This window comes from Paenarthrobacter sp. TE4293 (assembly GCF_050435325.1).
Taxonomy (GTDB): Bacteria; Actinomycetota; Actinomycetes; order Actinomycetales; family Micrococcaceae; genus Arthrobacter; species Arthrobacter nitroguajacolicus_C.
The window spans coordinates 270,043-292,829 of record NZ_JBNJRY010000002.1 but is presented as its reverse complement, the minus strand read 5'-3'; the positions used below and the strand labels follow the sequence as shown (position 1 = coordinate 292,829).

Here is a 22,787-nt window from a genome sequence, read left to right as displayed (position 1 = left end):
GCCTGCTCCATCCACAATGTCCGCGCCGTAAAACAACCCCGAACAGGGCCACCTCCCATTCTGCCCCCACTCACCCAACCATGCAGGGTTACGCGGCCAGGCGCCTGCGGATCCACGCCGAGAACTGATCCACCACGATGATCAGCACCAGCACAATCAGGATGTGCGTGAGCATGGAGTCGAACTGGAACGACTTGATGGACTGGTTGATCAGCAGCCCGATGCCGCCCGCCCCCACCAAACCAAGGACCAGCGAGGACCGCACGTTGACGTCGAAGCGGTAGAGCAACAGGCCCACGAACTGCGGAACCACCATGGGCAGCGTGGCGTTGGCAACCTGCTGGATCCGGTTGGCGCCGGCGGTGCGGAGTGCCTCCTGCGGTCCGGCGTCGATCTCTTCCATGGATTCGGCCCACAGTTTCCCCATCACGCCCGTGTTGTGGCAGATCAGTGCGAGGACGCCCGCGAAAGGACCAAGCCCGACGGCGGTGACGAAGATCAGCGCGAACACGATGTCCGGAACGGCCCGGAAAAAAGACAGCACAGCCCGCGCGGCTTGGTACACCAGGCGGTGCGGACTGGTGTTTTGGGCGGCCAGCGCGGCCAGAAGCAGCGCACACGGAACGGAGAACGTGGTGCCCAGCAGGCCGATCCACAGCGTCACCAGCGTTGCTTCGAGGCCTGGCCGAACCGTGCGATCCCAGCTCAGGTCCGGCGGGAAGGCGTCACCGATGAACGCGGCCATGCCCTTCCAGCCATCCACCAGCAGTTCCGGTTTGAAGTCCGTCCCCTCGATGGCCACAGCGTGAAGTCCGACGACGGCGGCAGCCACCGCCGCCGTCGTGATCCACCGCAGCGGCTTCTTCGGGCGGACCAATGCGACGCGGCTTTTCGCTGAAGAATCCCGGCGTGCGACGGTCGGAGACAAGGTGTGGGGAGTCATGCTGCGTGCTTCCTGTCTGAAACGTCCCGGTCCGGGGCGTACAACGTGTCGAGGTGTTCAACGGTGACCTCTGTGGAGGGAAGGTCGAAGGTCATGGAGCCTTGGAGCAGCCCGATGGACCGGTCGGCGTATCGCAGCGCAAGATCGGGCTGATGGAGAACGGCCGCTACTGCCAGCCCTTCGGAGTGGGCGAGTTCGCGCAGCAACGCCATGACCTGCTCGGCGGCATGCGGATCGAGGGCAGAGACAGGCTCGTCGGCGAGGACGACGTCGGCCCGCTGGCAGAGTGCCCGGGCGACGGCCACGCGCTGCTGCTGACCACCGGAGAGTCGCCCGACACGGTCGAAGGCCCGGTCGGCCAGGCCCACGCGGTCCAGGCAGTCCAGCGCTTCCTGCTGGACGTCGGCTGGAAACAGGAGCGGGCTGAGCGAACGCATTGTGGGAATCCGGGCGAGGGCGCCGGCGCACACGTTGTCCAGCGCCGTCCGCCGGGGAACAAGGTGGATCTTCTGGAAGATCATGGCCATGCGTTGCCGTGTTTGCTGCAGCCCCCGGCCTTGAAGGGAATCAAGGGCAACCCCATCGATGCTGATGCTGCCGGCATCCGGTGCCGTGATGCCCATGACGCAGCGGAGGGTGGTGGACTTGCCGGAGCCGTTGGCGCCCAGGAAGGCTACAAGTTCCCCGGCGGCAACGGAGAAGTCCACGCCTTGGAGGACGGTCCGCCCACTGAAGGATTTGCGCAGGCCTGTGACGGAGAGGGTCATTACAGGTCCTTCTCGGTGAGGCCCATGGTCTCGGCGAGTTCAAACAACGGTGCGTAGTTGTCCTTGGATACTTCAAGCAGCGGGCCTGGAGGGGTGACGTCCAGGAACTCGCCCACCTTGGCCACATCGGCCGGGTCCAGGCTCAGGAAGGCGTCCTTCACGGCTGCCTTGAACGCGGGATCGGCGTCGCCCCGCACGGTGATGGGATCGTTCGGGATGGGATCGGACGTCCACACCTGGCGGAAATCGTCCTTCTTGAACGTGCCGGCGGCGGTGGCGGTGGCCAGTGTCTGGGAGTTGATTTCCGCTGCATCAACTTTGCCGTTGGTCAGTGCGAGCAGCGCTTCGGGGTGGCCGCCGGTGTAGTCCATCGTGATGTCGGCGTCGGCGATGCCGGCTTCGCGGAGGCCAAAGCGCGGCAGGACGTCACCGGACGTGGACCCGACGCTGCCCAGGGCGAGCGACTTGCCCTTCAGATCAGCAATGGCTTGGATGGGGCTGTCCTTGGGAACCCAGATCCCTGCCGTGTAGGTGCTGAGTTCCTTCCCGGCAGTGCCAAAGGAAACCAGTGGCTCCGCGCCGGCTTTGGCGTCCGCGAACACGTAACCCAGCGGACCGAACTGGCCCAGGTCCAGCTTCCCGTTGCGCATGGCCAGGACCTCGGCGGCATAGTCTTCGACCACCTGCACGCTGACGGGGCATTCGAGCTTGTTGGACAGGGCCGAGGCCAGGACGTCGTAGGCCGGCTTGAGCTTGGCCGGGTCCTCGTAGGGCTCGATGCCGAATTTGATTCCACCGTTGGGACACGTGGTGGACGCCGGCTCGGATGAGGACTGTGCCGGGCCGCCACAAGCAGTCATGGCCAGGACAGTGGCGAGGGCAAGTGCGGAGCCGGTGAAGAGTGTGGTTTTCATGGGAATCCTTATGCGAAGGGGGAGATGAGAGCGGGAAGGGTCAGTGCAGGTGCGACACGTTGCGGTGTGCCAGGCCGAAGGACAGGGTCATGCCGACGCCGGAGGTCACCGACACCACGGTCACGCCGGGCTGGATGTCGCGGACCAGGATCGGTGCGACGTCAGATGACGCGTAGATGCCTTGCCAGCGCTGGATGATCTCCAGCGGCTCGCCAATCCGGCCGGTGATGTCGGAGTTGAGGGTGGTGGTCACGGATTCGTCCAGGAACGGGTCCGCGGTGCGGTGGTAGTGGTGCGAGTCGCCCAGAATGATGGTGCCGTCGGGCCGCTGGGTGAACATGACGTTGGCGCCGATCTCCAGGAGCTCGGGCTGGTTCGCCAGCACCTCGGTGCGAAGCGCTGCGGCCGCGGGCATGTCCGTGAACGCCGGGTACCTGAGCATGGAGGTCGCCGTGAGGACGGCCGGCGCGAACTCGACGCCGTCCGGCTTGGCCGCGAGTGACATCTGGAGAGCACACCGCTGGATCCGGTGTTCCTCGGCCAGATCCGGGAAAAGGTAATCGACGTCGTGGCCAACGCACACGAACACCTGCCGGGCTTGCAGCTCGCCCCGTGATGTCTGGACGTTGACGCCGTCCGCCGTCGCGCTGAAGCCCAGCGCTGCGGTGTTCCACTGAAGTTCGACGCCGGGCTGCCGGGCCAGCCACTCGGCCAACCGTGCGACGGTGGTGCGGGGATCCACGCGGAGGTCGTCCCGGAGGAAGGCGCCTCCGACGAGACCTGGCCATGCCGCGCCCGAAGCACCACCGCCGTCGTGTGCTTCTTCAGTTGTTGCGGCCGGAGCACCCAGGCGCACCCGCGTCTCCGCAGGGGAGAGCAGTTCCACTTGGCCGGGTTCCCGGACGACGGAGAGTTCGCGAAGGACGTCCATCTCTGCCTCGGTGCGGGCAAGGACGACTGCGCCGGCTTCGGCGGCCCAGAAACCGGCGCGCTCTGAGAACTCGAGCCAGTACTTACGCGAGGTCTGTGCGAGTTCGTAGAGCTCGCCGGATTGGGCCGTGATGCAGCAGTGGCCGAAGTTGCGGACCGAAGCGCCTACGGCGTGGTGGTCGCGCTCGATGATGGTGACGGTCAGTCCGTTGGCAACAGCGTGGGCGGCGTGGGCCAGGCCCACAATGCCGGCGCCAACTATCACGACGTCGGTCGGTTGGCTCGTACTGCTGGTGGAGGTTGCGGGGGAGGTGCTTGGGTTGTTCACACCACTGACCTTGGCGGCTCCGTGAGAGGGAATCAAGCCAGATCGCGACTTGTATATACAAGTTAATCTGAATTTAACGTCTGTTCATGTGAGTTCACGTCAAGTTCATCTACAGCCTTGAAAATCCGGGGTTTTCAGCGAACGAGACTTGTATTATCAACTGGTGAGCACACAGCAGAACGCGCCCCTCCATGTCCGGCTGAGCGAGGAGTTCATGCGCCGCATCACTGCCGGCGAATGGCCTCCTGGCTACCAGCTGCCCAGCGAGGCTGAGCTATGCCGGGAGTTCGGGACCTCGCGCGGACCGATCCGCCAGGCGCTTGCCTTTCTACGCTCGGAGGGCGCCGTGACCGGTGGGCGGGGACGGCCACCCATGGTGCGGTCTTCAGTGCCGTCGCAGTCGTTCTCCACGTTCAATTCATTCACCGAGTGGGCCAGCGGGATCGGCAAGAAACCCGGCCAGCGGACGCTTGAGGTTGCCCGCCGCGAAGCCAGCCCCGAGGCCGCCGAAGCACTCGGCTTGATGCCGGGCACCACGGTGGTGGAGGTGTTGCGCGTCCGCTACCTGGACGAGGCTCCGGCCATGATCGAGCGCACGACGTTCATCCTGGACGTCGGACGCAAGCTGTTCGACTTTGACACCGACTCGGGCTCCATCTTCGCCTTCCTCAAGGAACAAGGAGTGGACCTGCACAGTGCCCGCCACACCATCGACGCGGTCGCGGCCAGCGACGAGGACGCCGAGCTCTTGGAGCAACCGGAAGGCATCCCGCTCCTGCGCGAACGCCGCATCACCCGTTCTGCCGATGGGCAGCCCTTGGAATACTCCGAGGACTGCTACCTGCCGGCGCTTACCAACTTCACCATCGACAACACTGTGGAACGCCGGGCCGCCCTGGTCCGCATCCACACCGATCTTCGATCCACCTAAGGAGCCACACCCCATGATCAAGCTTGTTGCCTGCGATATGGCCGGTACCACCATCGACGAACACGGCGATGTTTACCTGGCGCTTGCCCGCTGTGTTGAGGAAACCGGTGTCACCACCACACCCGAGGCCGTGCAGGAATGGATGGGCGCGGACAAGGTTGAAGCCATCACCGCTCTCATCGAGGCCGGTGGAGGCACTGCCCATCCCGCCACCGTGGCAGCCGCGTTCAAGCGTTTCAAGGAATTGCTCGTCGAGTTCTACGACGCCAACCCGCCCGTCGCACTGGAAGGCGTTGAGGACGCGTTCCGCGAGCTCCGCAGCCAGGGCATCAAAGTGGCGCTCACGACCGGTTTCTCCCGCGACGTCGCCGAGCCTCTCTTGGAGCGGCTGGGCTGGAGCGTGGACGAGGACAACCTGCTGGACACCGTCGTATGCTCCGACGATGTCGCCGCGGGCCGGCCCGCACCGCACATGATCCACCGGGCCATGGAACTGACCGGAGTGCAGGATGTCCGCGCTGTCATCGCCGCGGGGGACACGGTGAATGACCTCGCCGCCGCGAACAACGCCGGCGTGACCGCCGTCGGCGTCCTGACGGGCAAGCTGGGCCGCGACGATCTGGCCGCGCACCCGCACCACCACATCCTGGACGGTGTGAAGGACATTCCCGCGCTGCTTTCCTGACGTCCGGCGTTTGGCTCGCAGCGCCAGGCATGGAAGATTGGAAGGCGTGAAATTCCTTCACCCCTCACCCAAGTCCTCCGCCCGCGGCGTCACCATCCTGCGGGTGGTCTTTGGCGCGCTGATCCTGGTCCACGGTATCCAGAAGCTCCTGGCCGGGCACGCCGCGTTTGCTGCGTCGGTGGCTGCCATGGGCGTGCAGAAGCCGGAAATTGTGGCGTGGCTGGTCATCGCCGGCGAAGTGGGGCTTGGACTCCTGCTGGTGCTGGGGGCGCTGACCCGGGTGGCCGGCTTCCTCGCAGCGATCATGTTCGCAGGGATCTGGTTCGTGACAGAAGCGGGAAAGCCGCTGCTCACGGACAAGGCAGGCGTGACTGCCGAGCTCCTGATTATCTACGCAGCCATCTCGGTGGCTTTCGTGTTCCTGGGACCCGGTGCTTTGTCCGTGGACCGCAAACTCGCGCGGCAGCCCGCCCGCCAAGGACGTTAACGCACCTGGGTTAACTCACGACGGCGGCACGCGGCGCCGGGAGCAGCTCACCCCGGTGGCGGATCACCGCGCGTCGTTCGGGTACCGGATGCCGAGCTGGGAACGAACACCGTCGAAGAGGCGCATGACGTTGATGGAGTCCTCCAACGGCATCACTGGACTTTCAAGGAGCCCCTGCTGCACGCAGCGTGTCACTTCCCGGAGTTCGTAGGTGTAGCCGATGCCTACGACGTCAAAGTGCTCGTGCCGGGGCTCATCCCAACCGACGCGGATCACCAGTTCCCTCGGGTTGTTCACCGAGCCGACGGTCTGCAGGTACCCCAGCCCGCCGGCGACAGTGGCTGTTCGGGGTCCGTGCGCCATGAGTGACGACGTCAGCTGAACCTGGGCGCCGCTGGAATAGCCCAAGGTCAGGGCATTCTGGGTGTCCACGCCGTCCTCGTTGAGGGTGCCGATCGCGGTCACCGATTGCGGGAAGCCCAGTGTTCCCAAGGCCCAGAGCAGCGGGTAGACGGTGATATCCAAAAGTGCGCCGCCGCCATCGTTGAGCGCCCAGATACGCGCCGCGGGATCATAGGGCGCAGGGAAGCCGAGGTCCGCGCTGACCCAGTGGATCTGTCCGAGTTCGCCGGAGGCCGCGATCTCGAAGGCCCGCTGCATGCTCGGCAGGAAACGGCTCCACACGGCCTCCATGAAGAACACGTTGTTCTCCCGGGCCAGGTTCACCAGTTCAGTGGCCTCCCGGGCGTTGATGGTGAGGGCCTTCTCGCAGAGCACGTGCTTGCCGGCGCGCAAGGCCGCCGATGCGATCTGGAAGTGCTGGGCATGGGGCGTGGCCACGTAGACCACATCCACCGCAGGATCGTCGCAGAGCCGCTGGTAGCCGGGAATACCGCCGTCGTCCCCGTATCCCTTGGCGAAACCCAGCGTGTGCGCGAAAGCTTCCGCGGCGGCCTGGGTCCGGGAACTCACGGCGTAAAGCTCCGCGTCTTCCAGCAGTGCCAGGTCCTGGGAAACGCTGTTGGCGATGTTTCCCGTGGAAACCACTCCCCATCGCAACGGACGGCCAGTGGCCGACTTGGGATCCTGGTTGGTCTGGGTGGACAGCCATGGCACGGCGATAGGGAGAGTCATGTCTGACATCCTCTCATTTCGGCCGCCGCTAGCTGGGAAGTTGCAGTTGCTCCAGGTCAGCCAAGGTTCCCGTTGATTCGAACGTCAGCCTGACATTGACGTTGTACGCGCCAGGCCTTCCAAGGTCCGGTATCCAAACTTCAGCGACGCCGGCGTCATGGTTCGTGGTGGCCACGATCCTGTAGGCGAGGTTCTCAGCTTTCCAGCTTTCGGAGATATCAACGCCATCCAGGGACCAGGTCAGGAGCATCGGTACGTGGGCCAGTCCCGCGAGGTCCAGTCTCACGGCGACAGTCCACCCGAGGGGGTCCTTTCCCTGGGTACCGTCGATGACCAGCACTTCCTCCAAGGCCTTGACCAGTTCTGCTGCCACTTGGGCGGGTGGAAGCAGTTCGCCGGCGTCGTTGACGGTCACCGGTGGGAGGAGCGCGGGAAGGACTATGAGGGCTCCGGGAACGTAGCCTTCCAACACTTTCTGTTCCTTCACAGCGGACCGATACTCCTCCGGCGGACGGGAAGTGATCTTGGTTGCCATGGTGGGCGAGCCAGTGGACGTGCCCTGGGTGGTTGATGTTGTCACGGGGGTTGTGGGAAGAGTGGGGGTGATGGTCGCCGTGGACGTCGTCGGAGGAGCCGTGGTGGGCGGAACAGTGGTGGGAGTCGGCTTTGTGGTGCCGGTAGACGCGGCACGATCAACGGAATACGGCTCAAGGGCGGCTGCTGCGGCCGGGTTGAGTGTCAGATCCTTGCCCAAGTCAGCCGGGGCGAACGCCGCAAGCGAGGTCTGCTTAATGATGGTGAGCGATTCGATGTCGGCAACATCTTCGGTATTGGGCGGAATGATCCGGTCCCACAGGGCGATGATGCTGATGAGGGCTGCGGCAATGGCTCCCGCGGTAATGATCCATGTCTTGCCGCGTCGATGCCAGGGAGTCATTTTTCCTTTTTTCTTGTGTGCGGACACGCCCGCCACCTCCTGCCCCTGCTCACAGATTGCTCCCGCGCCGGAGCAGCGTCAACCCTGCGCGGCGATGAATCCCCGGCGACACGTAAGCATTCTGTCAAGTCACAGGAATGCCCCGCCGGCGGAATTTCCTCGCCTAGGCTTAGGCCATCATCCCTCGCAGAGGTTCTGTGGGGAGTTACCGAAATGGAGCAGGGATGGGTATTTTTCGGCGCGTCATTTTGCCGGTTGCCTGGTTGTTGGTTTTCGCGATTATCGCGGTGGCGTTGGTCAAGATCGCTTTTGTCGATGGTCTTGAAGCGTCCGGATCCGAGCCGGCGCCGCTGGCCCAGGTGGACATCCCGGTGGTCCCCGCCACCCGCGCCACTGTGACCAACACCGTGCAGATCAAGGGAACCGTCCAGAGCGACGCCGCCGACACCGTCCGGAGCACGTCCGCAGGCAAGGTCATCAAGATCTTTGTTGAACAAGGTGCTTCCGTGGCCAAGGGCGATGCCCTCTTCCAGGTCAAAGCGGAGCGGGCAGTCCAGGCACCACAGGTCTCCAAGGACGGCACGCCCAGTACACCCAAACCCGTGTACGACTACTTCAATATCGTTGCTCCGAGCGCTGGAACTTTGCAGTCCCTGACCACCCTCCTTGACCAACAGGTGACCGTGGGCGAGTCCGTGGGCACCATCGATCCCGGAACCTACACCGTGGCGGGCTCCGTTACAGCCGCCCAGCAGTACCGCCTGCTCGGCAAGCCCGGCCCCGCGGAGATTGCCTTGGTGGGCGGACCGGCGCCGTTCCAGTGCACCGAGGTGACGCTGAAGAACAACACGTCCGACGACGGCGGAGCGGCCACCGGCGGTTCGGCCACCGGAGGCGGAGGTGCCGGAATGGGCGTGGGCGCAGCGATCGCGGGACCTGGCGCCGGCGGGAGCCAGCCGGAAGAAGGTGGAACTCCCACGGGAACGCTGAGCTGTGCGGTCCCTTCAGACCAGCAGGTCTTCGCAGGGCTGGGAGCCACCATGACGGTTAGTGCTGGAGTGGCCCCCGACGTGGTGACGGTTCCGTTGACCTCCGTCAAGGGCAGCGTCAAGGACGGAATCGTCTGGATTGCCGGGCCAGGCGGAACAGGCGCTGCGCCCGAGCAGCGCACGGTCCAACTGGGCCTTAACGACGGAAGCGTTGTGGAAGTGACCTCTGGCCTGGCCGAAGGCGAGCAGGTCCTGGAGTTCGTTCCCGGTGCTCCGGCTGCCCCCGACCCCATGATGGGGCCGGGCCAGGTCGCCTACGCTCCGGCGGGCTAGGGCCATGGAAGAAGCATGGGAACGGCCACGTCGGGAAACCGCCAAGGTAACTGCCGAGGAAGCTGCCAAGGAAGCGCTGGTCAGCCTGCGATCAGTGACCCGGTCTGTCACGCTGCCGGATGAGCAGCAGCTGCATATCCTCAGGGGCATCGACCTCGAGGTGTACAGCGGCGATCACACCGCAATCGTCGGCCGTTCCGGTTGCGGCAAATCGACGCTGCTGAATTTGCTCGGCCTGCTGGACGTCCCAACGTCGGGGGAGCTGGAGTTCCTCGGCCAACCCGCGGACCGGCTCGGCAACAACGCCCGGGCACGCCTGCGCGGCTCCACCGTGGGCTTTGTGTTCCAGCAGTTCAACCTGTTGCCCGGACGCAGCGCCCTGGACAACGTGATCACCCCGTTGTTCTACGCCAAGGGCAAGGAGTTCTGGCGCCGCCGGGAGATCGCCATGGACATGCTGGACCGCGTGGGCCTCGCCGCCCGGGCCAACACCATGCCCAACATGCTCTCCGGCGGCGAGCAGCAGCGTGTAGCGATTGCCCGTGCCTTGGTCCGGAGGCCACGGCTCATCCTGGCTGATGAACCCACGGGAGCACTGGATGTGGAAACCGGCCAGTCCGTCATGGCACTGCTGGACACCGTCGCCACGGAAACCGCGGCAGCTTTGGTGACCATCACCCACGACACCAACGTGGCAGCCCTGGCCCGGGCCTGTTACCGGCTGGACTCCGGCGTGCTCAGTCCACTGTCGGTTCCCGCAGCAGCAGGTGTCAGCGCATGACCGGCTTTGTTTCCACGCTGGTTGAAGCGTGGCAGGAACTTCGCATCAATAAAGTCCGGATCCTCTTGGCCCTGATGGGCGTGGCGTTGTCCGTAGCGGCGTTGACCTCCGTGGTGGGCGTCGGAAATCTGGCCCGTGAAGGCTACAAGGTACAGTCCGAACGAAACGGCGGCCGGGTGGCAACGTTGTCGCTGAGCGTCAACGGACCAACCATGCCGGACCCGGCGAAACTCGAAAAGGCGTACCAAGGGATCCAGCAGCGCTACGGCATCACCACTTCCACCCACGTCGGCCAGACGCAAGCCGGCTTTCAATTTCCCCGCGGCGTGACCGCCGTGAGCATGACCATCGTGGACATCGGCTACGGCATCATCCACCGGGTTCCGCTCCAACAGGGAAGCTGGTTCGCTGCCGATGACGGTCAAAGGCTCGCACCCGCCGTCGTGGTTTCCGAGTCCTTCTACAACCAGGCGGGCAGGCCCAACCTCACCACCCATCCCACGGTGAGCATCCCCGGTGACCGGCCAGCTACGGCGGTGATTATCGGCGTCGTCCCTGATACGTACCCCGATACGCCGCCGTCCGCGTTCATCCTCAGTGAGGGTGCGGCCATGACGGGGATGGAACCGCAGACGTCCCAGTTTAAGATGTGGGTGGGCGAGGAGCAGTCCGACGCACTCAAAGCGGCGATCTCCGCCGACCTCCAAGGCCAGTTTCCCGGCTATTACGCCCAAGCCGACCGCATGGACTATGCGGCCTGGGGCGACCCTTTGGCTCCCGTGCAGTTGGTGGTGGGCGGTGTAGCCGGCTTGGTCCTGCTGCTCGGCGCCGTGGGGATGCTGAACATCTCCATGGTCACTGTGCGCTACAGGGTCCGCGAGATCGGCATCCGCCGCAGCTTCGGAGCAACGTCGGGCCGGATCTTTGTAGGCGTCATGATGGAATCCGTGGTGGCCACCGCGGTCGCCGGCGTGGCCGGGGTCATGCTGGCGGTCGCGGTGGTCAAGCACCCGTGGATTGAATCGAAGGTTGCGCCCGGCCTCACCGAGTACCCGGCATTCCCCATCGACGCCGCGCTCCTCGGGTTCGGTGCGGCTGTCCTGGTGGGCGCACTCGCCGGAGCGATCCCTGCGCTCGTGGCGGTGCGCGTCAAGGTCATCGACGCGATCCGGTTCTGACCTCCTCGGTGAGCCTGCCCTGCTGAAGCCGGAAGCAACGCTCGGTTTTCTGCGCCAGGCTGCGGTCGTGCGTGACCACCAGGATGGTGGTGTTGTGGTCGCGGCTCAGTGAGCTGAGCAGTTCGATGATGTGCTCGCCGGTTTGCTCATCCAGGTTGCCGGTGGGCTCATCGGCGAGGATCAGCTTCGGCTCGTTGGCCAGTGCGCGGGCGATCGCCACGCGCTGTTGCTCCCCACCGGACAGCCGGTTGGTCCGCCGGGAGTGCTTCTCGGGATCCAGCTGTACCTGCTCCAGCAGTTCCCTGGCCCGCTGCAGGCGCGCTGCCTTGCGGACACCCGCGAATTCCATGGGCAGCATGACGTTGTCCACAGCGCTGAGGTTGGGGATCAGGTTGAACTGCTGGAACACGAAGCCGATGTCGCGTCGACGGTACTCGGTCAGCTTGCCGTCCGGCAGTCCCGCCAGGCTGACGCCATCCACGACGACGTCACCTGAACTGGGCTTATCCAGCGCACCCAGGAGGGACAACAGCGTGCTCTTGCCGCTGCCGCTCTTGCCCACGATGGACGCCAGCGAACCCTTTTCGAGTTCGAAGCTCACACCGTTGACGGGTTTGATGGTCCGGTCACCGGACTTGAACTGACGGACCAGGTCCTTGACTACGATCACGGCTATTCTCCTCGGAGTACTTCAATGGGACGGATACGGGCTGTGAGCAATGCCGGGACCAGCGCACCGATGATCGCCACGGCAAACACGGCTGCGATGCCCGCGGCGAGCACACCGGGGGAGACGCTCGCGGTCACGGAGGTGAGCAGTTGCGACGCGCCACCGAACGGGCCGCCTTGTCCGCCGCCCGGGAAGCCGCCGCCACCAGGAACCGCGCCGTTTGGCATGGCCCCAGCGAGACCGCCGCCGCGCTGGGTGGTGGTTGCCGCCGTCGTGGTGGTGTTTGAACTGATGAGGGCGGATGCGATGCCGCCGCTGGCCAGAGAGGCAATCACCGCACCCACCACGCTGCCGAGGGCCACCAGAACCAGCGACTCGAGGACGAACTGGAGGCCGATGGTGCGGTTGCGGGCCCCGATCGCCTTCAGGACGCCAATTTCGCGGCGGCGCTCGCGGACCAGCATGACCATGATGAGCAGGATGATGATGCCGGCGGTGGCCAGGGCTGCGATGAACGCGATCAACGAAATGTTCTTGACGCTGTCCAGGGAACTGACGGCGGTTTCGAGGTTGCGCTGGCCTTGGGTCACGTCGGCTTTGTCCGTGCCCAGTGCTTCCTGGACGGCAGTCTTGGTGCTGTCCACGTTCTCCATGCTGTTGACCGTGACGATCATGGTGGACAGCTCATCCGGGGTTTCGGCCAGCGTCTGGGCTTCGGGGAGGGTGACGTAGACGGCGTTGTTGCCGAACGTGGTGCCGGCGTCGAAGATACCTGCCACGGTGAAGGTCTTGTCCTGGATGGTGAACGTGGAACCGACTGTCAGGCTGTTCTTCTCCGCAAGCGAGGTACCCACCAGTGCCTTGGCTTCGGCTGCGGCGTAGTCGCCCAGTCCAGTGCCGCTGGTGATGTTCAAGGCCTTGCCCGTGCTGTCGACCTCGGCGCCGATACCTGTTGCCGTGATCGGTAGAGTACGCGCGGGCTGAGTGGTCGTCCCGGTGCTGCCGGTGGTACCGCTCGCATTGTTGCGGTTGCCGAGCGTCCCGGCGTCGACGGCGGCAGTCAGGCTGGTGCTGACCGTCGCCTGCTGGCCGCCGGGGCCGAAGCCGCCGCCCGGGCCCTGCTGGGTGGTTCCGGTGGTTGAATCCGTGGTTGCTGTTTGGAGACGCAGTGCCTTGGTACCCACCACGGAGGTCACATTGGCGACCGACGCTGCAGTCTTAGCCTCCGCCGTCGTGAGTGGTTCGCCGCCGCCTTCAAAGCCTTGGCCGCCTGCCGGATTAACCGTCAAGGTGGTACCCACGGAAGCGTTGAGCTCCTGGACCTTGGCCCCCACGGCCTGGTTGGCCACGAGCATGGCCAGGGCCAAGCCGATGGCGACAGCCAGTACGGCCACCACCGCAGCCGTTCTGATTTTGTTGCGGAAGGCATTGCCTACGCTTCGGGCAAGGACGCTCACGTTTCTCCTCTTGACCTGCAGGTTTGTTGGACCCGCTGGACGCGGGCCGCAGATCCAAGACTGCTGAGTGCTGCTGTGCGGCACACCAGCCGAAGCTATGCGTGGGCTGTGAAAGCAGTTCCGGGTGCCTTCCGAAGGTAAAGCGAAAGCCAGAAGGCAAAGCGAAAGCCCCGGCCCGCCAGTGGCGGACCGGGGCTAGCTGTACTGCGGTATTACAGGGTGTTCAGTTACTTGGTGATCGGGCCGAGTACCGGATCGTCAACGTAAGCGGTCTTCACGTTCTCTGCGGTCACGATCTGCGGAGGCAGCAGGAACGCCGGAACGGTCTTGACACCGTTGTTGTAGGAGTCCTTGTCGTTGATTTCCAGTTCCTTGCCGGCCTGGAGGTCCTTCACCATGGTGATGGCGTGCTCAACGAGCTTGCGGGTGTCCTTGTTGATGGTGGAGTACTGCTCGCCTGCGATGATCGACTTCACGGACTCAACTTCGGAGTCCTGGCCGGTGACCACGGGGAGCGGCTTGCCGGCGGCCTTGACGGACGTCAGCACTGCACGGGCCAGGGTGTCGTTCGGGGACAGGACGCCGTCCAGGGAAGCGGTGCCGTAGCTGCCGGTGAGCAGCGTGTCAGCGCGACGCTGGGCGTTTTCTGCCTTCCAACCCTGGGTAACAGCCTGCTCGAACGAGGTCTGGCCGGAGACTACCTTGAGGGTGCCGTCGTCGATCTTCGGCTTCAGGACGCTCATGGCGCCGTCGAAGAAGACCTTCGCGTTGGCATCATCCGGGGAGCCGGCGAAGAGTTCGATGTTGTACGGGCCGGAAGGCTTCTTGGCCTTCATGCCGTCCAACAGGGCCTGGCCCTGCAGTTCACCAACCTTGAAGTTGTCGTAGGCCACGTAGTAGTCCACGTTCTCGGTGTTGAGGAGCAGACGGTCGTAGGCGATGACTGTGGCGCCGGACTCCTTGGCCTGCTGGAGCTGCGTACCCAGCTGGGCGCCGTCGATGGCTCCCACGATGATGACCTTGGCGCCCTTGGTGACCATGGCACTGATCTGGTTCTGCTGCTCGGAAACGCCGCCGTTGGCGAACTGGACGTCCGCCTTGAAGCCGGCGCCCGTGAGGCCGTCGTTGAACAGCTTCTCCGCGAGGACCCAGTTTTCACTGGTCTTCTGCGGAAGTGCGACGCCGATCAGCGAGTCCTTGGGGAACGCTTCCCCGCCTGCTGTGCTGCTGCTTGAGCCGCTGTCAGTGCGGCCGCAGGCTGTCAGCGCCAGTGCCGCGATGGCAGCGACTGCTGCTGCCTTTCCTGCTTTACCAAACATTCGCATATCTTGGTTCACTTTCTGTGGGGGTGGGGTGGAGCGAGTCTGTCAGGAAGCGGATTACGCTTCCTTGGAAATGACCTCTTTGGTGGAGGTGGTTTCGTCGGGCTTGATCTCGTTGTTGCGCTGGAAGTTCTTCATCAGCAGGCCGGTGATGGACCGCTTGCCCTGCGACTTGTTGTAAACATCGAAGGCGACGGCGGCCAGGAGCACCAGGCCCTTGATGATCTGGGTGAGGTCGGCGCCAACGCCCAGGAGCTGGAGGCCGTTGTTGAGGACGGCCATGACCAGGCCGCCGACGATCGAGCCAATCACGGTACCGACACCACCGGTGACGGCAGCGCCACCGATGAAGACGGCTGCAATGGCGTCCAGTTCCCAACCGACGCCGTCGAACGGGCCGGAAGCTGTGGAACGACCAACGAAGATCATGCCTGCCAAGCCGGCAAGGACGGACATGTTCAGCATGACCAGGAAGTTGACCTTTTTGGACTGCACACCGGACAGCTCGGCTGCGTGGCGGTTGCCACCCACGGCGTAGACGTGGCGGCCCAGGACGGTCTTGTCGGCGATGAAACCGTAGATGAGGACCAGGACGGCCAGGATCAGGCCGGGGATAGGGAAGGAAGTGCCGGGGCGGCCGGTGGCGAACAGGTACGTGGCGTAGAGGATTGCGCCGCAGATCAGGACCAGCTTGGTGACCTCGACCCAGAGCTCGGGAACGTCGGCGCCAAGTGCCTTAGCGGTAGCGCGGGCACGCAGGGACATGATGATCACGAAGGCCACGGCGATCAGGCCGAGCAGCACGGTGAGGTTGTTGAAGCCGGTTTCCGGTCCAATCTCCGGCAGGTAGCCGGAACCGAGGAACTGGAACTCTTTGGGGACGGGGATGGTGTTGGACTTACCGACGAACTGGTTGAACCCGCGGAACAGGAGCATGCCGGCCAGGGTCACGATGAAGGCAGGGATGCCCACATACGCCACCCAGAACCCTTGCCAGGCGCCGATCACGGCTCCCAGGACCAGTCCGAAGAGCACACCTGCCCACCAGGGGAAACCCCAGTCCCGCATGGCAAGGGCCACGAAGACGCCAACAAAGGCGGCAACGGAACCCACGGAAAGGTCGATGTGGCCGGCGATGATGACCAGGACCATGCCGATGGCCAGGATCAGGATGTAGGAGTTGCCGTTGAACAGGTTGATCACATTGCCGGGGGTGAGCGTACGGCCCTCGGTGAAGATCTGGAAGAAGACGATAAGTGCCACCAGGGCGAAGATCATGCCGAACTGGCGGGTATTGCCACCAAATAGCTTCTTGAGCGCGTTCATTGTTTTGGTCCTTGTGTCAGGAAGGGGCGAGGCTGGGCCAACGGTCAGGCGGTTTTGCGGGCGGAAGTCATGAGCTTCATGAGGCTTTCCTGGCTTGCTTCGTTCTTGTCCAGGACGCCGGTGATGGCGCCTTCGAAGATGGTGTAAATGCGGTCGGACAGGCCCAGGAGCTCGGGAAGCTCCGAGGAAATGACAATCACTCCCTTGCCTTGGTTGGCCAGCCTCTGGATGATGCCGTAGATCTCGTACTTGGCACCGACATCGATTCCGCGGGTAGGTTCATCCAGGATCAAGAGGTCGGGATCAGTGAACATCCACTTGGCCAGCACCACTTTTTGCTGGTTGCCACCGGAGAGTTTGGCTACGCCTTCCTCAACCGACGGGGTCTTGGTCCGCAGCGATTTCCGGTACTCCTCGGCAACGGAGAATTCCTTGCGGGTATCCACCACTGAGTAGTTGCTGATCTTGTCCAGGGCCGCGGCAACGGTGGTGGTCTTGATATCGTCCAGCAGGTTCAGGCCCAGCGACTTGCGGTCTTCCGTGACGTAGCCAAGGCCGGCATCAATCGCCTGGCGGACGCTGCGGAGATTGACAGGCTTGCCGTCTTTGTAGACCTGGCCCTTGATGAAGCGGCCGTAGGAGTGTCCGAACAGCGAGCGGGCCAGTTCCGTGCGGCCGGCGCCCATGAGTCCGGCGAAGCCGACGATTTCGCCGCGGCGTACGTAGAAGTTCGAGCCCTTGCAGATCAGGCGGTCCTGGATCTGCGGATGTCCCACAGTCCAGTCCTTGACCTCGAAGAAGACTTCGCCGATCTTGGGTTCGTGATCCGGGAAACGGGACTCGAGCGTCCGGCCAACCATGCCCTTGATGATGCGGTCCTCATCAACACCGTCCCGCTTGACGTTGAGCGTCTCGATCGACTTTCCGTCGCGGATGATGGTGATCTCGTCCGCGATCTGTTCGATCTCGTTGAGCTTGTGGGAGATGATGATCGAGGTGATGCCCCGGCCCTTGAGGCCCAGGATCAGGTCCAGCAAGTGCTGGGAGTCCGACTCGTTCAGCGCTGCGGTGGGCTCATCCAGGATCAGCAGGCGAACGGACTTGTTCAAAGCCTTGGCAATTTCCACCAGCTGCTGCTTGCCCACGCCGATTTCCTTGATGGGGGTATCGGGATCGTCCCGAAGACCCACGCGGGCCAGCAGTTCCAGAGAGCGCTTGCGGGCCTCGGCCCAGTCAATGACTCCCCACTTGGTGGGTTCGTTGCCCAGGAAGATGTTCTCCATGATGGACAGTTCCGGGATCAACGCCAGTTCCTGGTGGATGATCACGATGCCGGCGGCTTCGCTTGCGCGGATGTCCTTGAACTGCTGCGTTTCGGCCTGGTACACGATGTCGCCTGTGTAGCTCCCATACCCATAAACGCCGGAGAGGACCTTCATGAGCGTGGATTTGCCGGCGCCGTTTTCGCCACAGATTGCGTGGATTTCGCCGGCCATCACGCGCAGGTTCACATTCGACAAGGCCTTCACGCCCGGGAATTCCTTCGTGATCGAGCGCATCTCCAAAAGGATGGGATCACCTTGCGTGTCGAGGGATGTCATCAGCCCTTACGCCTCCAATGCATGACTTCGTTGTCGGCTCCGCAATGGCGGAGCTGTCTGATGAAAAAGTAAACTGGATCACCTATCTTGTCGTCAAGACTTGAACGCATGATCCAGCTAACGATTTCGTTACCTACCGGTAATACCTGCGTGCTGGAACACCAAAGCGGCCGCGCCCAAGGCTTCTGCGCGTGCCCCCAGGGAGGACATGGCGAGGTGTGTTGTCTCACCCACCACCGGTACGGCATGCCGCACCAGGCCCCTGCGAATGGGGTCCAGAAGAAGGTCGCCAAGGCCGGCCAAGGGGCCTCCCACCACGATCACCTCAGGGTTGATCAGGTTGGAGACGTTGCCCAAAGCGCGTCCCACCGCAAGTCCGGCGTCGTCCACCACGCGCTGGGTTGCGGAGTCGCCGGCGAGGCAATTGCGGACGATGTCCTGGGGTGTCAGCAGCGTCTCCTGACCGCGTCCCAGCAGCTCGATCATGGTGGTGGTGGACGCTATCGTTTCGAGGCAACCCCGGTTCCCACAGCGGCACACCAAGCCATGTTCGTGGATGGTTGCGTGGCCGATTTCTCCGGTGATGCCCACGTTGCCGTAGTACGGGAATCCGTTGAGGATCAGGCCTGCGCCGATGCCCGAACCGATCTTGAGGAACATCAGATTCGAGACCCCGCTGTGAGGGCCCCAGGTCACTTCGGACAACGCGCCAAGGTTGGCATCGTTGTCAACAAATACGGGGCAATTCAGTGCTTCCTCCAGCCTGCGGAGGATGTCGATGCCTACCCATTCGGGCAAGATGGCGCCCTGTGCCACGGTGCCGCTTCGCCGGTCGATAGGGCCGGGAATGCCTGCGCCAGCACCCACCACGGCGGTGCGGTCGATGCCGTTCTCTTGCAGAAGTCGTTCCAGCAGGCGGACTGCTGCGGCGATACCTTCTTCGGCTTGGTGGCCGAGTGGCAACTCGATGTAATCCTCGGCAATGACGTGATAGCCCAGGGAAGCCAGAACCACCCGCAAGTGGCGTCGCCCAAAGTCGATGCCGACGGCGACCGCACCGTTGCTGTTCAGCCGTACGTTGGTTGCCCGGCGCCCGGAACTGGTGGTCGGCTCCGTGGAGACGAGGCCGGCGTCCTGCATGATTTTCACGATGTTGGAAACCGTCGCGGTGGAGAGTCCTGTCTGCCGCGAAAGTTCAGCCTGCGTGGACGGCCCGCTCAACAGGCACTCAATAATGCGCTGCTGATTGAGGTGGCGGAGCGCGGACTGCGAGCCGGGTTTTCTGGGGTGGCTCTTCGTTGAGCGCTGCGTTGCGGGCATGACAAGAAGATTGCCCCACAAGGAACGTTGTAGTCAAGAAGTGAACACAAGGAGTCAACTGTCCGCGACATACTCCAACGCAAGAACATGGAATATATACCCCTTGTGAGGCCCGCTATGCACGCTATGAACGAGGATTTTCCTGTAGAGCGGGCCCCGCAACGGGAGAAGTTGCGGGCATTGCGTCCCGTTCCATGAGCGTGCGGGTCCAAATGCCCCACTCCACGCCCGGTTGCCGCGCCTACTCTGGAACCAGGAAATATCCGGGGACTCGTGAGCTCCGGGATCAGGCGACAACCAAGGTGGTAATGATGCTGCTCTCAGTCCTGCAGGCGAACGCTTCCGTCATGGACGTTGCTGCGAACCTGCGCACAATCGAGGACGCTGCCCAGCGCGCCGCCCAGGCGGGAGCCGGCCTGCTGCTCACCCCCGAGCTGTTCCCGGTGGGCTACGCTCCGCTGCGGCTCCACGCTGAACTGGACCCCTCGACGCTTCCCGCGATCCGTGAGCGCCTCGCCGACATCGCGCGCCGGCACAGTATCGGGCTGGTCTACAGCCTTCCAGCCGTCAGTCGGCCCGAGTCGGCGCACGACGACGACGCGCAGCCGGCTGACGCCCGCAACGGCTGGCACATCACGGCTACTCTGCTGGACGCCGCAGGCGCGGAGGTGCTCACCTACGCGAAGGTGCACCTCTTTGGCGCCGAGGAACACAAAGCGTTCGTGGCCGCCCAAGAACCTCCCGCCGTCGTGGATTTCAACGGGATCCGCACGTCGATGCTCATCTGCTACGACGTCGAGTTCCCGGAAGCCGTGCGCGCTGCCGCCATCCGCGGTGCCGAGCTTCTGCTGGTGCCAACAGCTCTTTCTGCCGGGTTCGACAACGTCCCGCAGGTTCTCATCCGGGCCCGCGCCCTGGAAAGCCAACTCAACGTGGCCTACGCCAACCACAGCGGGCATGAGGACATCTACAACTTCCTGGGCGGCAGCGTGGTGGCCGGCCCTGACGGGTCGTTGCTGGCCGCGGCGGGGGAGTCCCCAACGTTGCTGTTCGCGGAGGTCGGCACGGACACGGTGAAAGCCGCGCGCGACGAAGTCCCGTACCTGCGGGAACGCCGTCCTGAGCTTTACGACCGTTGGGAGCACGGCGGCTCCTGAGACGGCGTGCTGTGTAGCGTTTAGGGCATTTTGCGGTCGGGTCTTACAAGAATTCCGGTTTCCGGGATGGCAGAGATTCGCGGGCTCCGGAGGTGTTCAACGCCTGCTTGACCAGAACCAGGGACGACGAACCATGACCAGGAAAGTCGTGTTTCCGTCGGATTTCGATGACTATTCCTGCTGGCGTGTGACCGTTAGCTCCGGGTCGTGAATTGGACTTGGATGTGCTTGAGTTCAGTGCGTGGAAGCACTGCGGTGACGACGCCGCCTCCTGCCAGTCGGGCTCCGATGCCGTAGACGAACGGGTCCGTGTCGACCTCCGCGCCGGGCACATCGATTCCGTTGATTATGGTCCTGGCTTGGCCGTTGACCATCCGGCCGGTTACTGGGGGTGGGTGTTGGTCCCACGGTTTGCTGCCCGGCCAGAGCGCCTGCCGGTACTGGTTCATAAGGATGTGGTTGACATGGTCAGCCAGGAGGCTTTGAACTGAAGAGCGCTCGGACGGCTCACGGTGCCAGGTGGTTCGCACAGCCTCCCAAAGTTGCGGATAGCGCATTCGCTCCACTTGCTCGATCAGCCAAGGGGGCCGGGGCCATGGCGGAACTTCCTCAATCGATCTGCGTGTCTTCTCATCGAGGTCCGCCAGGTTAATGCGGTCTGAGTGGTCATCCGGGTTTCGCCAGAGCGTGTAGGTGATGCTCGCCGTCATTTCGCCGTATCCGCGATCATCCAAGGTGTAGGTCAGACCGACGGAGTCCGTGTCCTCCAGCGAGGGTTGGGGTATGAGCCCCAGCACCGGAGTAGGCATGAGTTTCAGGTTCTCGACCCATTCGGAACGGGGATCGGGGGCGTCCTCGGGAAGAATGCCAGCCGGTCTCATGCCTCGACTATGAACCAAATGAGGGCACCCTGTAAACGGGAACGCGTTTCGGCTTCCATGTCCGGCAATGGATCCTCGCCGCCCCGCACGTAAGAGGCGCAGCCGAGCCCGCCCAGAGATGGTTGCCCCGATAGGCGACCGGGTCGTATTGATAGCGGCCGCCGGCTTAAGGCCTTCCGGAAGCATGCGGTGCCCCTGGAAGCCTCCAGACTGATAGTTGATTCTGAGGCGGCGTCGATGTTGTGTTCGGATGCGGGAACTTTTCTGCGGGCATCGGACGCTACTAGTGCCTGAAAGCTTCATCGCTCTGCAACGAGCTGGCATTCCCGCCGTTGCAAGACCTGGCCCGGGACGCGGGGACGGTCTCCGTTCAGTCACGGTGTCAGTGTGAGAAGTCCGCTGAGATCTCGGCGAGGGTACGACCCTTCGTTTCAGGAGCGAGCCATTGCGAGAGGAGCGCCCCGAGCAGGGCGATTACGGCGGCTACCACCATGGTTAGGCCCATGCCGAAAGTGCTGATCGACCACGGCAGGGCGAACGTGCCGAGTGCGGCTCCGATGCGGCTGAAAGCCGCGGCAAACCCCATGCCCACGCCGCGGAGGTGCCCTGGGAATACTTCGGCCGGATAGACCTGGGTCATTGTGGTGTAGCCGGCATTGAAGAACGAGAAGGCGAGGAACAGGACCAGCACCAGGATCGCTGGTGCGTCCGCCCAGACTCCGATGACCAGTAGGATGCCTGCGCAGAGCCACTGCCCGGGCACGGTGAGGATGCGACGGCCGAGCCTGTCAACCAGAAGTACGGTGGTGACGACGCCCGCGGCTGCGAGTGCGGACAGTCCGACGCCGCCCGCCCACCCGCCGCCGAGGCCGATCTCTTTGAGCACATCGTCGGCAAAGGTGGCGATGGCGAAGTACGGTGTGACCGCGCAGAACCAGAAACCTGCGGTGAAGAGCGTGGTGCGCCAGTATTGCTTGGAAAACAGCATTCCGAAGGAGGCGTTCTTGATTTTGGTTTTGCTCTCCGCGGCTTGGGCCTCCTGGATCATTCTCAGATCCATCTCTTCGGTAATGCTCTCGCGCATCTGGGGCGATTCGACGTACTTGCGTGCGATCGCGAGTGCTTCGTCATGCCGTCCCTTAGTGATGAGCCAGCTTGGTGATTCGGGCAGGCCCAAGCGGGCGACGAACAGGACGAGCGCAAGTATGGTGCTGGTGCCGATGACGAGGCGCCATGGGGTGCCGGCGTCGTGCAGGACCGTGCCCACGATGAAGGCCACCATGAAGCCGACGTACCAGGCGATCAGAGTCAGCCCGAGCAACCTACCGCGGAGCTTGGGAGGGGAGAACTCCGAGAGCAAGGGCCCTCCGATTGAGTACTCGCCGCCAATTGCGACACCCATGAAGAACCGGATGATGGCCAGTTGGATCACGGCCCCGTCTCCGGAGGTTATGAAGAATTGGGCCGCGGAAGCGATCAGGAACAGGCCCATATCCACGAGGAACATGGGCTTGCGTCCAAATTTGTCTGTAGCCCAGCCAGCCAGTGGGGAGCCTACGAAAATTCCGACCAGGGGACCTGCTGCGATCATGCCGAGTGATAGTTCGTTGAGCTGGAGGTCTGTCCGCATGAGTCCGGCTACGGGTCCGATGATTCCGAGGATGTAGCCGTCGAGGAACATCCCGCCGATGAAGACAGCCACAAGCCGCACCATAA

At 63.6% G+C, this 22,787-nt stretch carries 21 protein-coding genes; 7 read left to right on the top strand and 14 right to left on the bottom strand.

The features are described 5' to 3' along the window. Nucleotides 1-88: 88 nt before the first annotated feature. Genes phnE through QF015_RS04710 form a run of 4 tightly spaced genes read right to left on the bottom strand, consistent with a single transcriptional unit; the run spans nucleotide 89 to nucleotide 3,918 of the window. A complete protein-coding gene (gene phnE, locus QF015_RS04725; protein WP_429387364.1) occupies nucleotides 89-943 on the bottom strand; it encodes a phosphonate ABC transporter, permease protein PhnE in 855 nt (284 codons plus the stop codon). Further along, on the bottom strand, nucleotides 940-1,710 hold the full coding sequence (locus QF015_RS04720; protein ID WP_429387362.1) for a phosphonate ABC transporter ATP-binding protein: 771 nt from the start codon (nucleotides 1,708-1,710) through the stop codon (nucleotides 940-942). Before QF015_RS04720 ends, phnE begins: the two co-directional genes overlap by 4 nt. Beyond that, nucleotides 1,710-2,624 carry a phosphate/phosphite/phosphonate ABC transporter substrate-binding protein gene (locus QF015_RS04715; protein WP_310201885.1) on the bottom strand — a complete coding sequence of 305 codons (915 nt, stop codon included), beginning with the start codon at nucleotides 2,622-2,624 and terminating at the stop codon, nucleotides 1,710-1,712. The genes QF015_RS04720 and QF015_RS04715 overlap by 1 nt, the downstream gene beginning before the upstream one ends. Nucleotides 2,625-2,664: 40 nt before the next feature. Then, complete coding sequence (locus QF015_RS04710) at nucleotides 2,665-3,918, bottom strand: TIGR03364 family FAD-dependent oxidoreductase (RefSeq protein WP_429387360.1); 1,254 nt, start codon at nucleotides 3,916-3,918, stop codon at nucleotides 2,665-2,667. Nucleotides 3,919-4,045: 127 nt separating this feature from the next. Here QF015_RS04710 and QF015_RS04705 point away from each other — a divergent pair, with 127 nt between their 5' ends. The 3 genes from QF015_RS04705 to QF015_RS04695 are packed head-to-tail and all read left to right on the top strand — an operon-like array spanning nucleotide 4,046 to nucleotide 5,985. Next, on the top strand, nucleotides 4,046-4,813 hold the full coding sequence (locus tag QF015_RS04705) for a GntR family transcriptional regulator (protein WP_310201881.1): 768 nt from the start codon (nucleotides 4,046-4,048) through the stop codon (nucleotides 4,811-4,813). Nucleotides 4,814-4,826: 13 nt separating this feature from the next. Next, on the top strand, nucleotides 4,827-5,498 hold the full coding sequence (locus tag QF015_RS04700; protein WP_429387357.1) for a phosphonatase-like hydrolase: 672 nt from the start codon (nucleotides 4,827-4,829) through the stop codon (nucleotides 5,496-5,498). A gap of 46 nt (nucleotides 5,499-5,544) precedes the next feature. Continuing rightward, nucleotides 5,545-5,985 (top strand): DoxX family protein, encoded by a 441-nt coding sequence (locus QF015_RS04695; protein ID WP_429387355.1) that lies wholly within the window; start codon nucleotides 5,545-5,547, stop codon nucleotides 5,983-5,985. A gap of 63 nt (nucleotides 5,986-6,048) precedes the next feature. Here the strand turns inward: QF015_RS04695 and QF015_RS04690 are convergent, their stop codons facing one another. Both QF015_RS04690 and QF015_RS04685 read right to left on the bottom strand, forming a co-directional pair. Beyond that, nucleotides 6,049-7,119: a Gfo/Idh/MocA family protein gene (locus QF015_RS04690; protein ID WP_429387354.1), complete on the bottom strand. Its 1,071-nt coding sequence runs from the start codon at nucleotides 7,117-7,119 to the stop codon at nucleotides 6,049-6,051. A 28-nt stretch (nucleotides 7,120-7,147) separates the two neighbouring features. After that, on the bottom strand, nucleotides 7,148-8,056 hold the full coding sequence (locus tag QF015_RS04685; protein WP_429387352.1) for a hypothetical protein: 909 nt from the start codon (nucleotides 8,054-8,056) through the stop codon (nucleotides 7,148-7,150). A gap of 224 nt (nucleotides 8,057-8,280) precedes the next feature. Here QF015_RS04685 and QF015_RS04680 point away from each other — a divergent pair, with 224 nt between their 5' ends. Genes QF015_RS04680 through QF015_RS04670 form a run of 3 tightly spaced genes read left to right on the top strand, consistent with a single transcriptional unit; the run spans nucleotide 8,281 to nucleotide 11,337 of the window. Then, nucleotides 8,281-9,378 carry a biotin/lipoyl-binding protein gene (locus QF015_RS04680; RefSeq protein ID WP_429387350.1) on the top strand — a complete coding sequence of 366 codons (1,098 nt, stop codon included), beginning with the start codon at nucleotides 8,281-8,283 and terminating at the stop codon, nucleotides 9,376-9,378. Nucleotides 9,379-9,382: 4 nt separating this feature from the next. Continuing rightward, complete coding sequence (locus QF015_RS04675; RefSeq protein ID WP_429387348.1) at nucleotides 9,383-10,159, top strand: ABC transporter ATP-binding protein; 777 nt, start codon at nucleotides 9,383-9,385, stop codon at nucleotides 10,157-10,159. Continuing rightward, entirely contained in the window at nucleotides 10,156-11,337 is a 1,182-nt protein-coding gene (locus QF015_RS04670) for an ABC transporter permease (RefSeq protein ID WP_429387346.1), read from the top strand. Before QF015_RS04675 ends, QF015_RS04670 begins: the two co-directional genes overlap by 4 nt. Here the strand turns inward: QF015_RS04670 and QF015_RS04665 are convergent. The 6 genes from QF015_RS04665 to QF015_RS04640 all read right to left on the bottom strand — a co-directional run bounded on the left by QF015_RS04665 (nucleotide 11,315) and on the right by QF015_RS04640 (nucleotide 19,033). Then, entirely contained in the window at nucleotides 11,315-12,007 is a 693-nt protein-coding gene (locus QF015_RS04665; protein ID WP_310201866.1) for an ABC transporter ATP-binding protein, read from the bottom strand. The two genes, QF015_RS04670 and QF015_RS04665, sit on opposite strands and share 23 nt — an antisense overlap. Nucleotides 12,008-12,009: 2 nt before the next feature. Further along, nucleotides 12,010-13,464, bottom strand: a complete 1,455-nt coding sequence (locus QF015_RS04660; protein ID WP_310201864.1) for an ABC transporter permease — start codon at nucleotides 13,462-13,464, stop codon at nucleotides 12,010-12,012. 227 nt (nucleotides 13,465-13,691) lie between these two features. Then, nucleotides 13,692-14,789, bottom strand: a complete 1,098-nt coding sequence (locus QF015_RS04655) for a substrate-binding domain-containing protein (protein ID WP_310201862.1) — start codon at nucleotides 14,787-14,789, stop codon at nucleotides 13,692-13,694. Between the two features lie 54 nt (nucleotides 14,790-14,843). After that, complete coding sequence (gene mmsB / locus QF015_RS04650) at nucleotides 14,844-16,112, bottom strand: multiple monosaccharide ABC transporter permease (RefSeq protein ID WP_310201861.1); 1,269 nt, start codon at nucleotides 16,110-16,112, stop codon at nucleotides 14,844-14,846. A 44-nt stretch (nucleotides 16,113-16,156) separates the two neighbouring features. Then, a complete protein-coding gene (mmsA, locus tag QF015_RS04645; protein ID WP_310201859.1) occupies nucleotides 16,157-17,713 on the bottom strand; it encodes a multiple monosaccharide ABC transporter ATP-binding protein in 1,557 nt (518 codons plus the stop codon). Nucleotides 17,714-17,842: 129 nt separating this feature from the next. Beyond that, nucleotides 17,843-19,033 carry an ROK family transcriptional regulator gene (locus QF015_RS04640; RefSeq protein WP_310201857.1) on the bottom strand — a complete coding sequence of 397 codons (1,191 nt, stop codon included), beginning with the start codon at nucleotides 19,031-19,033 and terminating at the stop codon, nucleotides 17,843-17,845. Between the two features lie 308 nt (nucleotides 19,034-19,341). Here QF015_RS04640 and QF015_RS04635 point away from each other — a divergent pair, with 308 nt between their 5' ends. Next, nucleotides 19,342-20,190, top strand: a complete 849-nt coding sequence (locus QF015_RS04635; protein WP_429387341.1) for a carbon-nitrogen hydrolase family protein — start codon at nucleotides 19,342-19,344, stop codon at nucleotides 20,188-20,190. Nucleotides 20,191-20,384: 194 nt separating this feature from the next. On the opposite strand, the gene QF015_RS04630 is transcribed toward QF015_RS04635, so the two are convergent. Together QF015_RS04630 and QF015_RS04625 are read right to left on the bottom strand one after the other, a co-directional pair. After that, nucleotides 20,385-21,071: a hypothetical protein gene (locus QF015_RS04630; protein ID WP_310201855.1), complete on the bottom strand. Its 687-nt coding sequence runs from the start codon at nucleotides 21,069-21,071 to the stop codon at nucleotides 20,385-20,387. Nucleotides 21,072-21,453: 382 nt separating this feature from the next. After that, nucleotides 21,454-22,773 (bottom strand): MFS transporter, encoded by a 1,320-nt coding sequence (locus QF015_RS04625; RefSeq protein ID WP_429387340.1) that lies wholly within the window; start codon nucleotides 22,771-22,773, stop codon nucleotides 21,454-21,456. Nucleotides 22,774-22,787: the final 14 nt, after the last annotated feature.

What these genes read in the sequence shown, in the direction of transcription:
- QF015_RS04720 (WP_429387362.1), bottom strand. Translation starts at nt 1,710, where the DNA reads ATGACCCTCTCCGTCACAGGCCTGCGCAAATCCTTCAGTGGGCGGACC.
- QF015_RS04715 (WP_310201885.1), bottom strand. Translation starts at nt 2,624, where the DNA reads ATGAAAACCACACTCTTCACCGGCTCCGCACTTGCCCTCGCCACTGTC.
- QF015_RS04690 (WP_429387354.1), bottom strand. Translation starts at nt 7,119, where the DNA reads ATGACTCTCCCTATCGCCGTGCCATGGCTGTCCACCCAGACCAACCAG.
- QF015_RS04635 (WP_429387341.1), top strand. Translation starts at nt 19,342, where the DNA reads ATGATGCTGCTCTCAGTCCTGCAGGCGAACGCTTCCGTCATGGACGTT.
- QF015_RS04655 (WP_310201862.1), bottom strand. Translation starts at nt 14,789, where the DNA reads ATGCGAATGTTTGGTAAAGCAGGAAAGGCAGCAGCAGTCGCTGCCATC.
- QF015_RS04700 (WP_429387357.1), top strand. Translation starts at nt 4,827, where the DNA reads ATGATCAAGCTTGTTGCCTGCGATATGGCCGGTACCACCATCGACGAA.
- mmsB (WP_310201861.1), bottom strand. Translation starts at nt 16,112, where the DNA reads ATGAACGCGCTCAAGAAGCTATTTGGTGGCAATACCCGCCAGTTCGGC.
- phnE (WP_429387364.1), bottom strand. Translation starts at nt 943, where the DNA reads ATGACTCCCCACACCTTGTCTCCGACCGTCGCACGCCGGGATTCTTCA.
- QF015_RS04630 (WP_310201855.1), bottom strand. Translation starts at nt 21,071, where the DNA reads ATGAGACCGGCTGGCATTCTTCCCGAGGACGCCCCCGATCCCCGTTCC.
- QF015_RS04685 (WP_429387352.1), bottom strand. Translation starts at nt 8,056, where the DNA reads ATGACTCCCTGGCATCGACGCGGCAAGACATGGATCATTACCGCGGGA.
- QF015_RS04680 (WP_429387350.1), top strand. Translation starts at nt 8,281, where the DNA reads ATGGGTATTTTTCGGCGCGTCATTTTGCCGGTTGCCTGGTTGTTGGTT.
- QF015_RS04675 (WP_429387348.1), top strand. Translation starts at nt 9,383, where the DNA reads ATGGAAGAAGCATGGGAACGGCCACGTCGGGAAACCGCCAAGGTAACT.
- mmsA (WP_310201859.1), bottom strand. Translation starts at nt 17,713, where the DNA reads ATGACATCCCTCGACACGCAAGGTGATCCCATCCTTTTGGAGATGCGC.
- QF015_RS04640 (WP_310201857.1), bottom strand. Translation starts at nt 19,033, where the DNA reads ATGCCCGCAACGCAGCGCTCAACGAAGAGCCACCCCAGAAAACCCGGC.
- QF015_RS04670 (WP_429387346.1), top strand. Translation starts at nt 10,156, where the DNA reads ATGACCGGCTTTGTTTCCACGCTGGTTGAAGCGTGGCAGGAACTTCGC.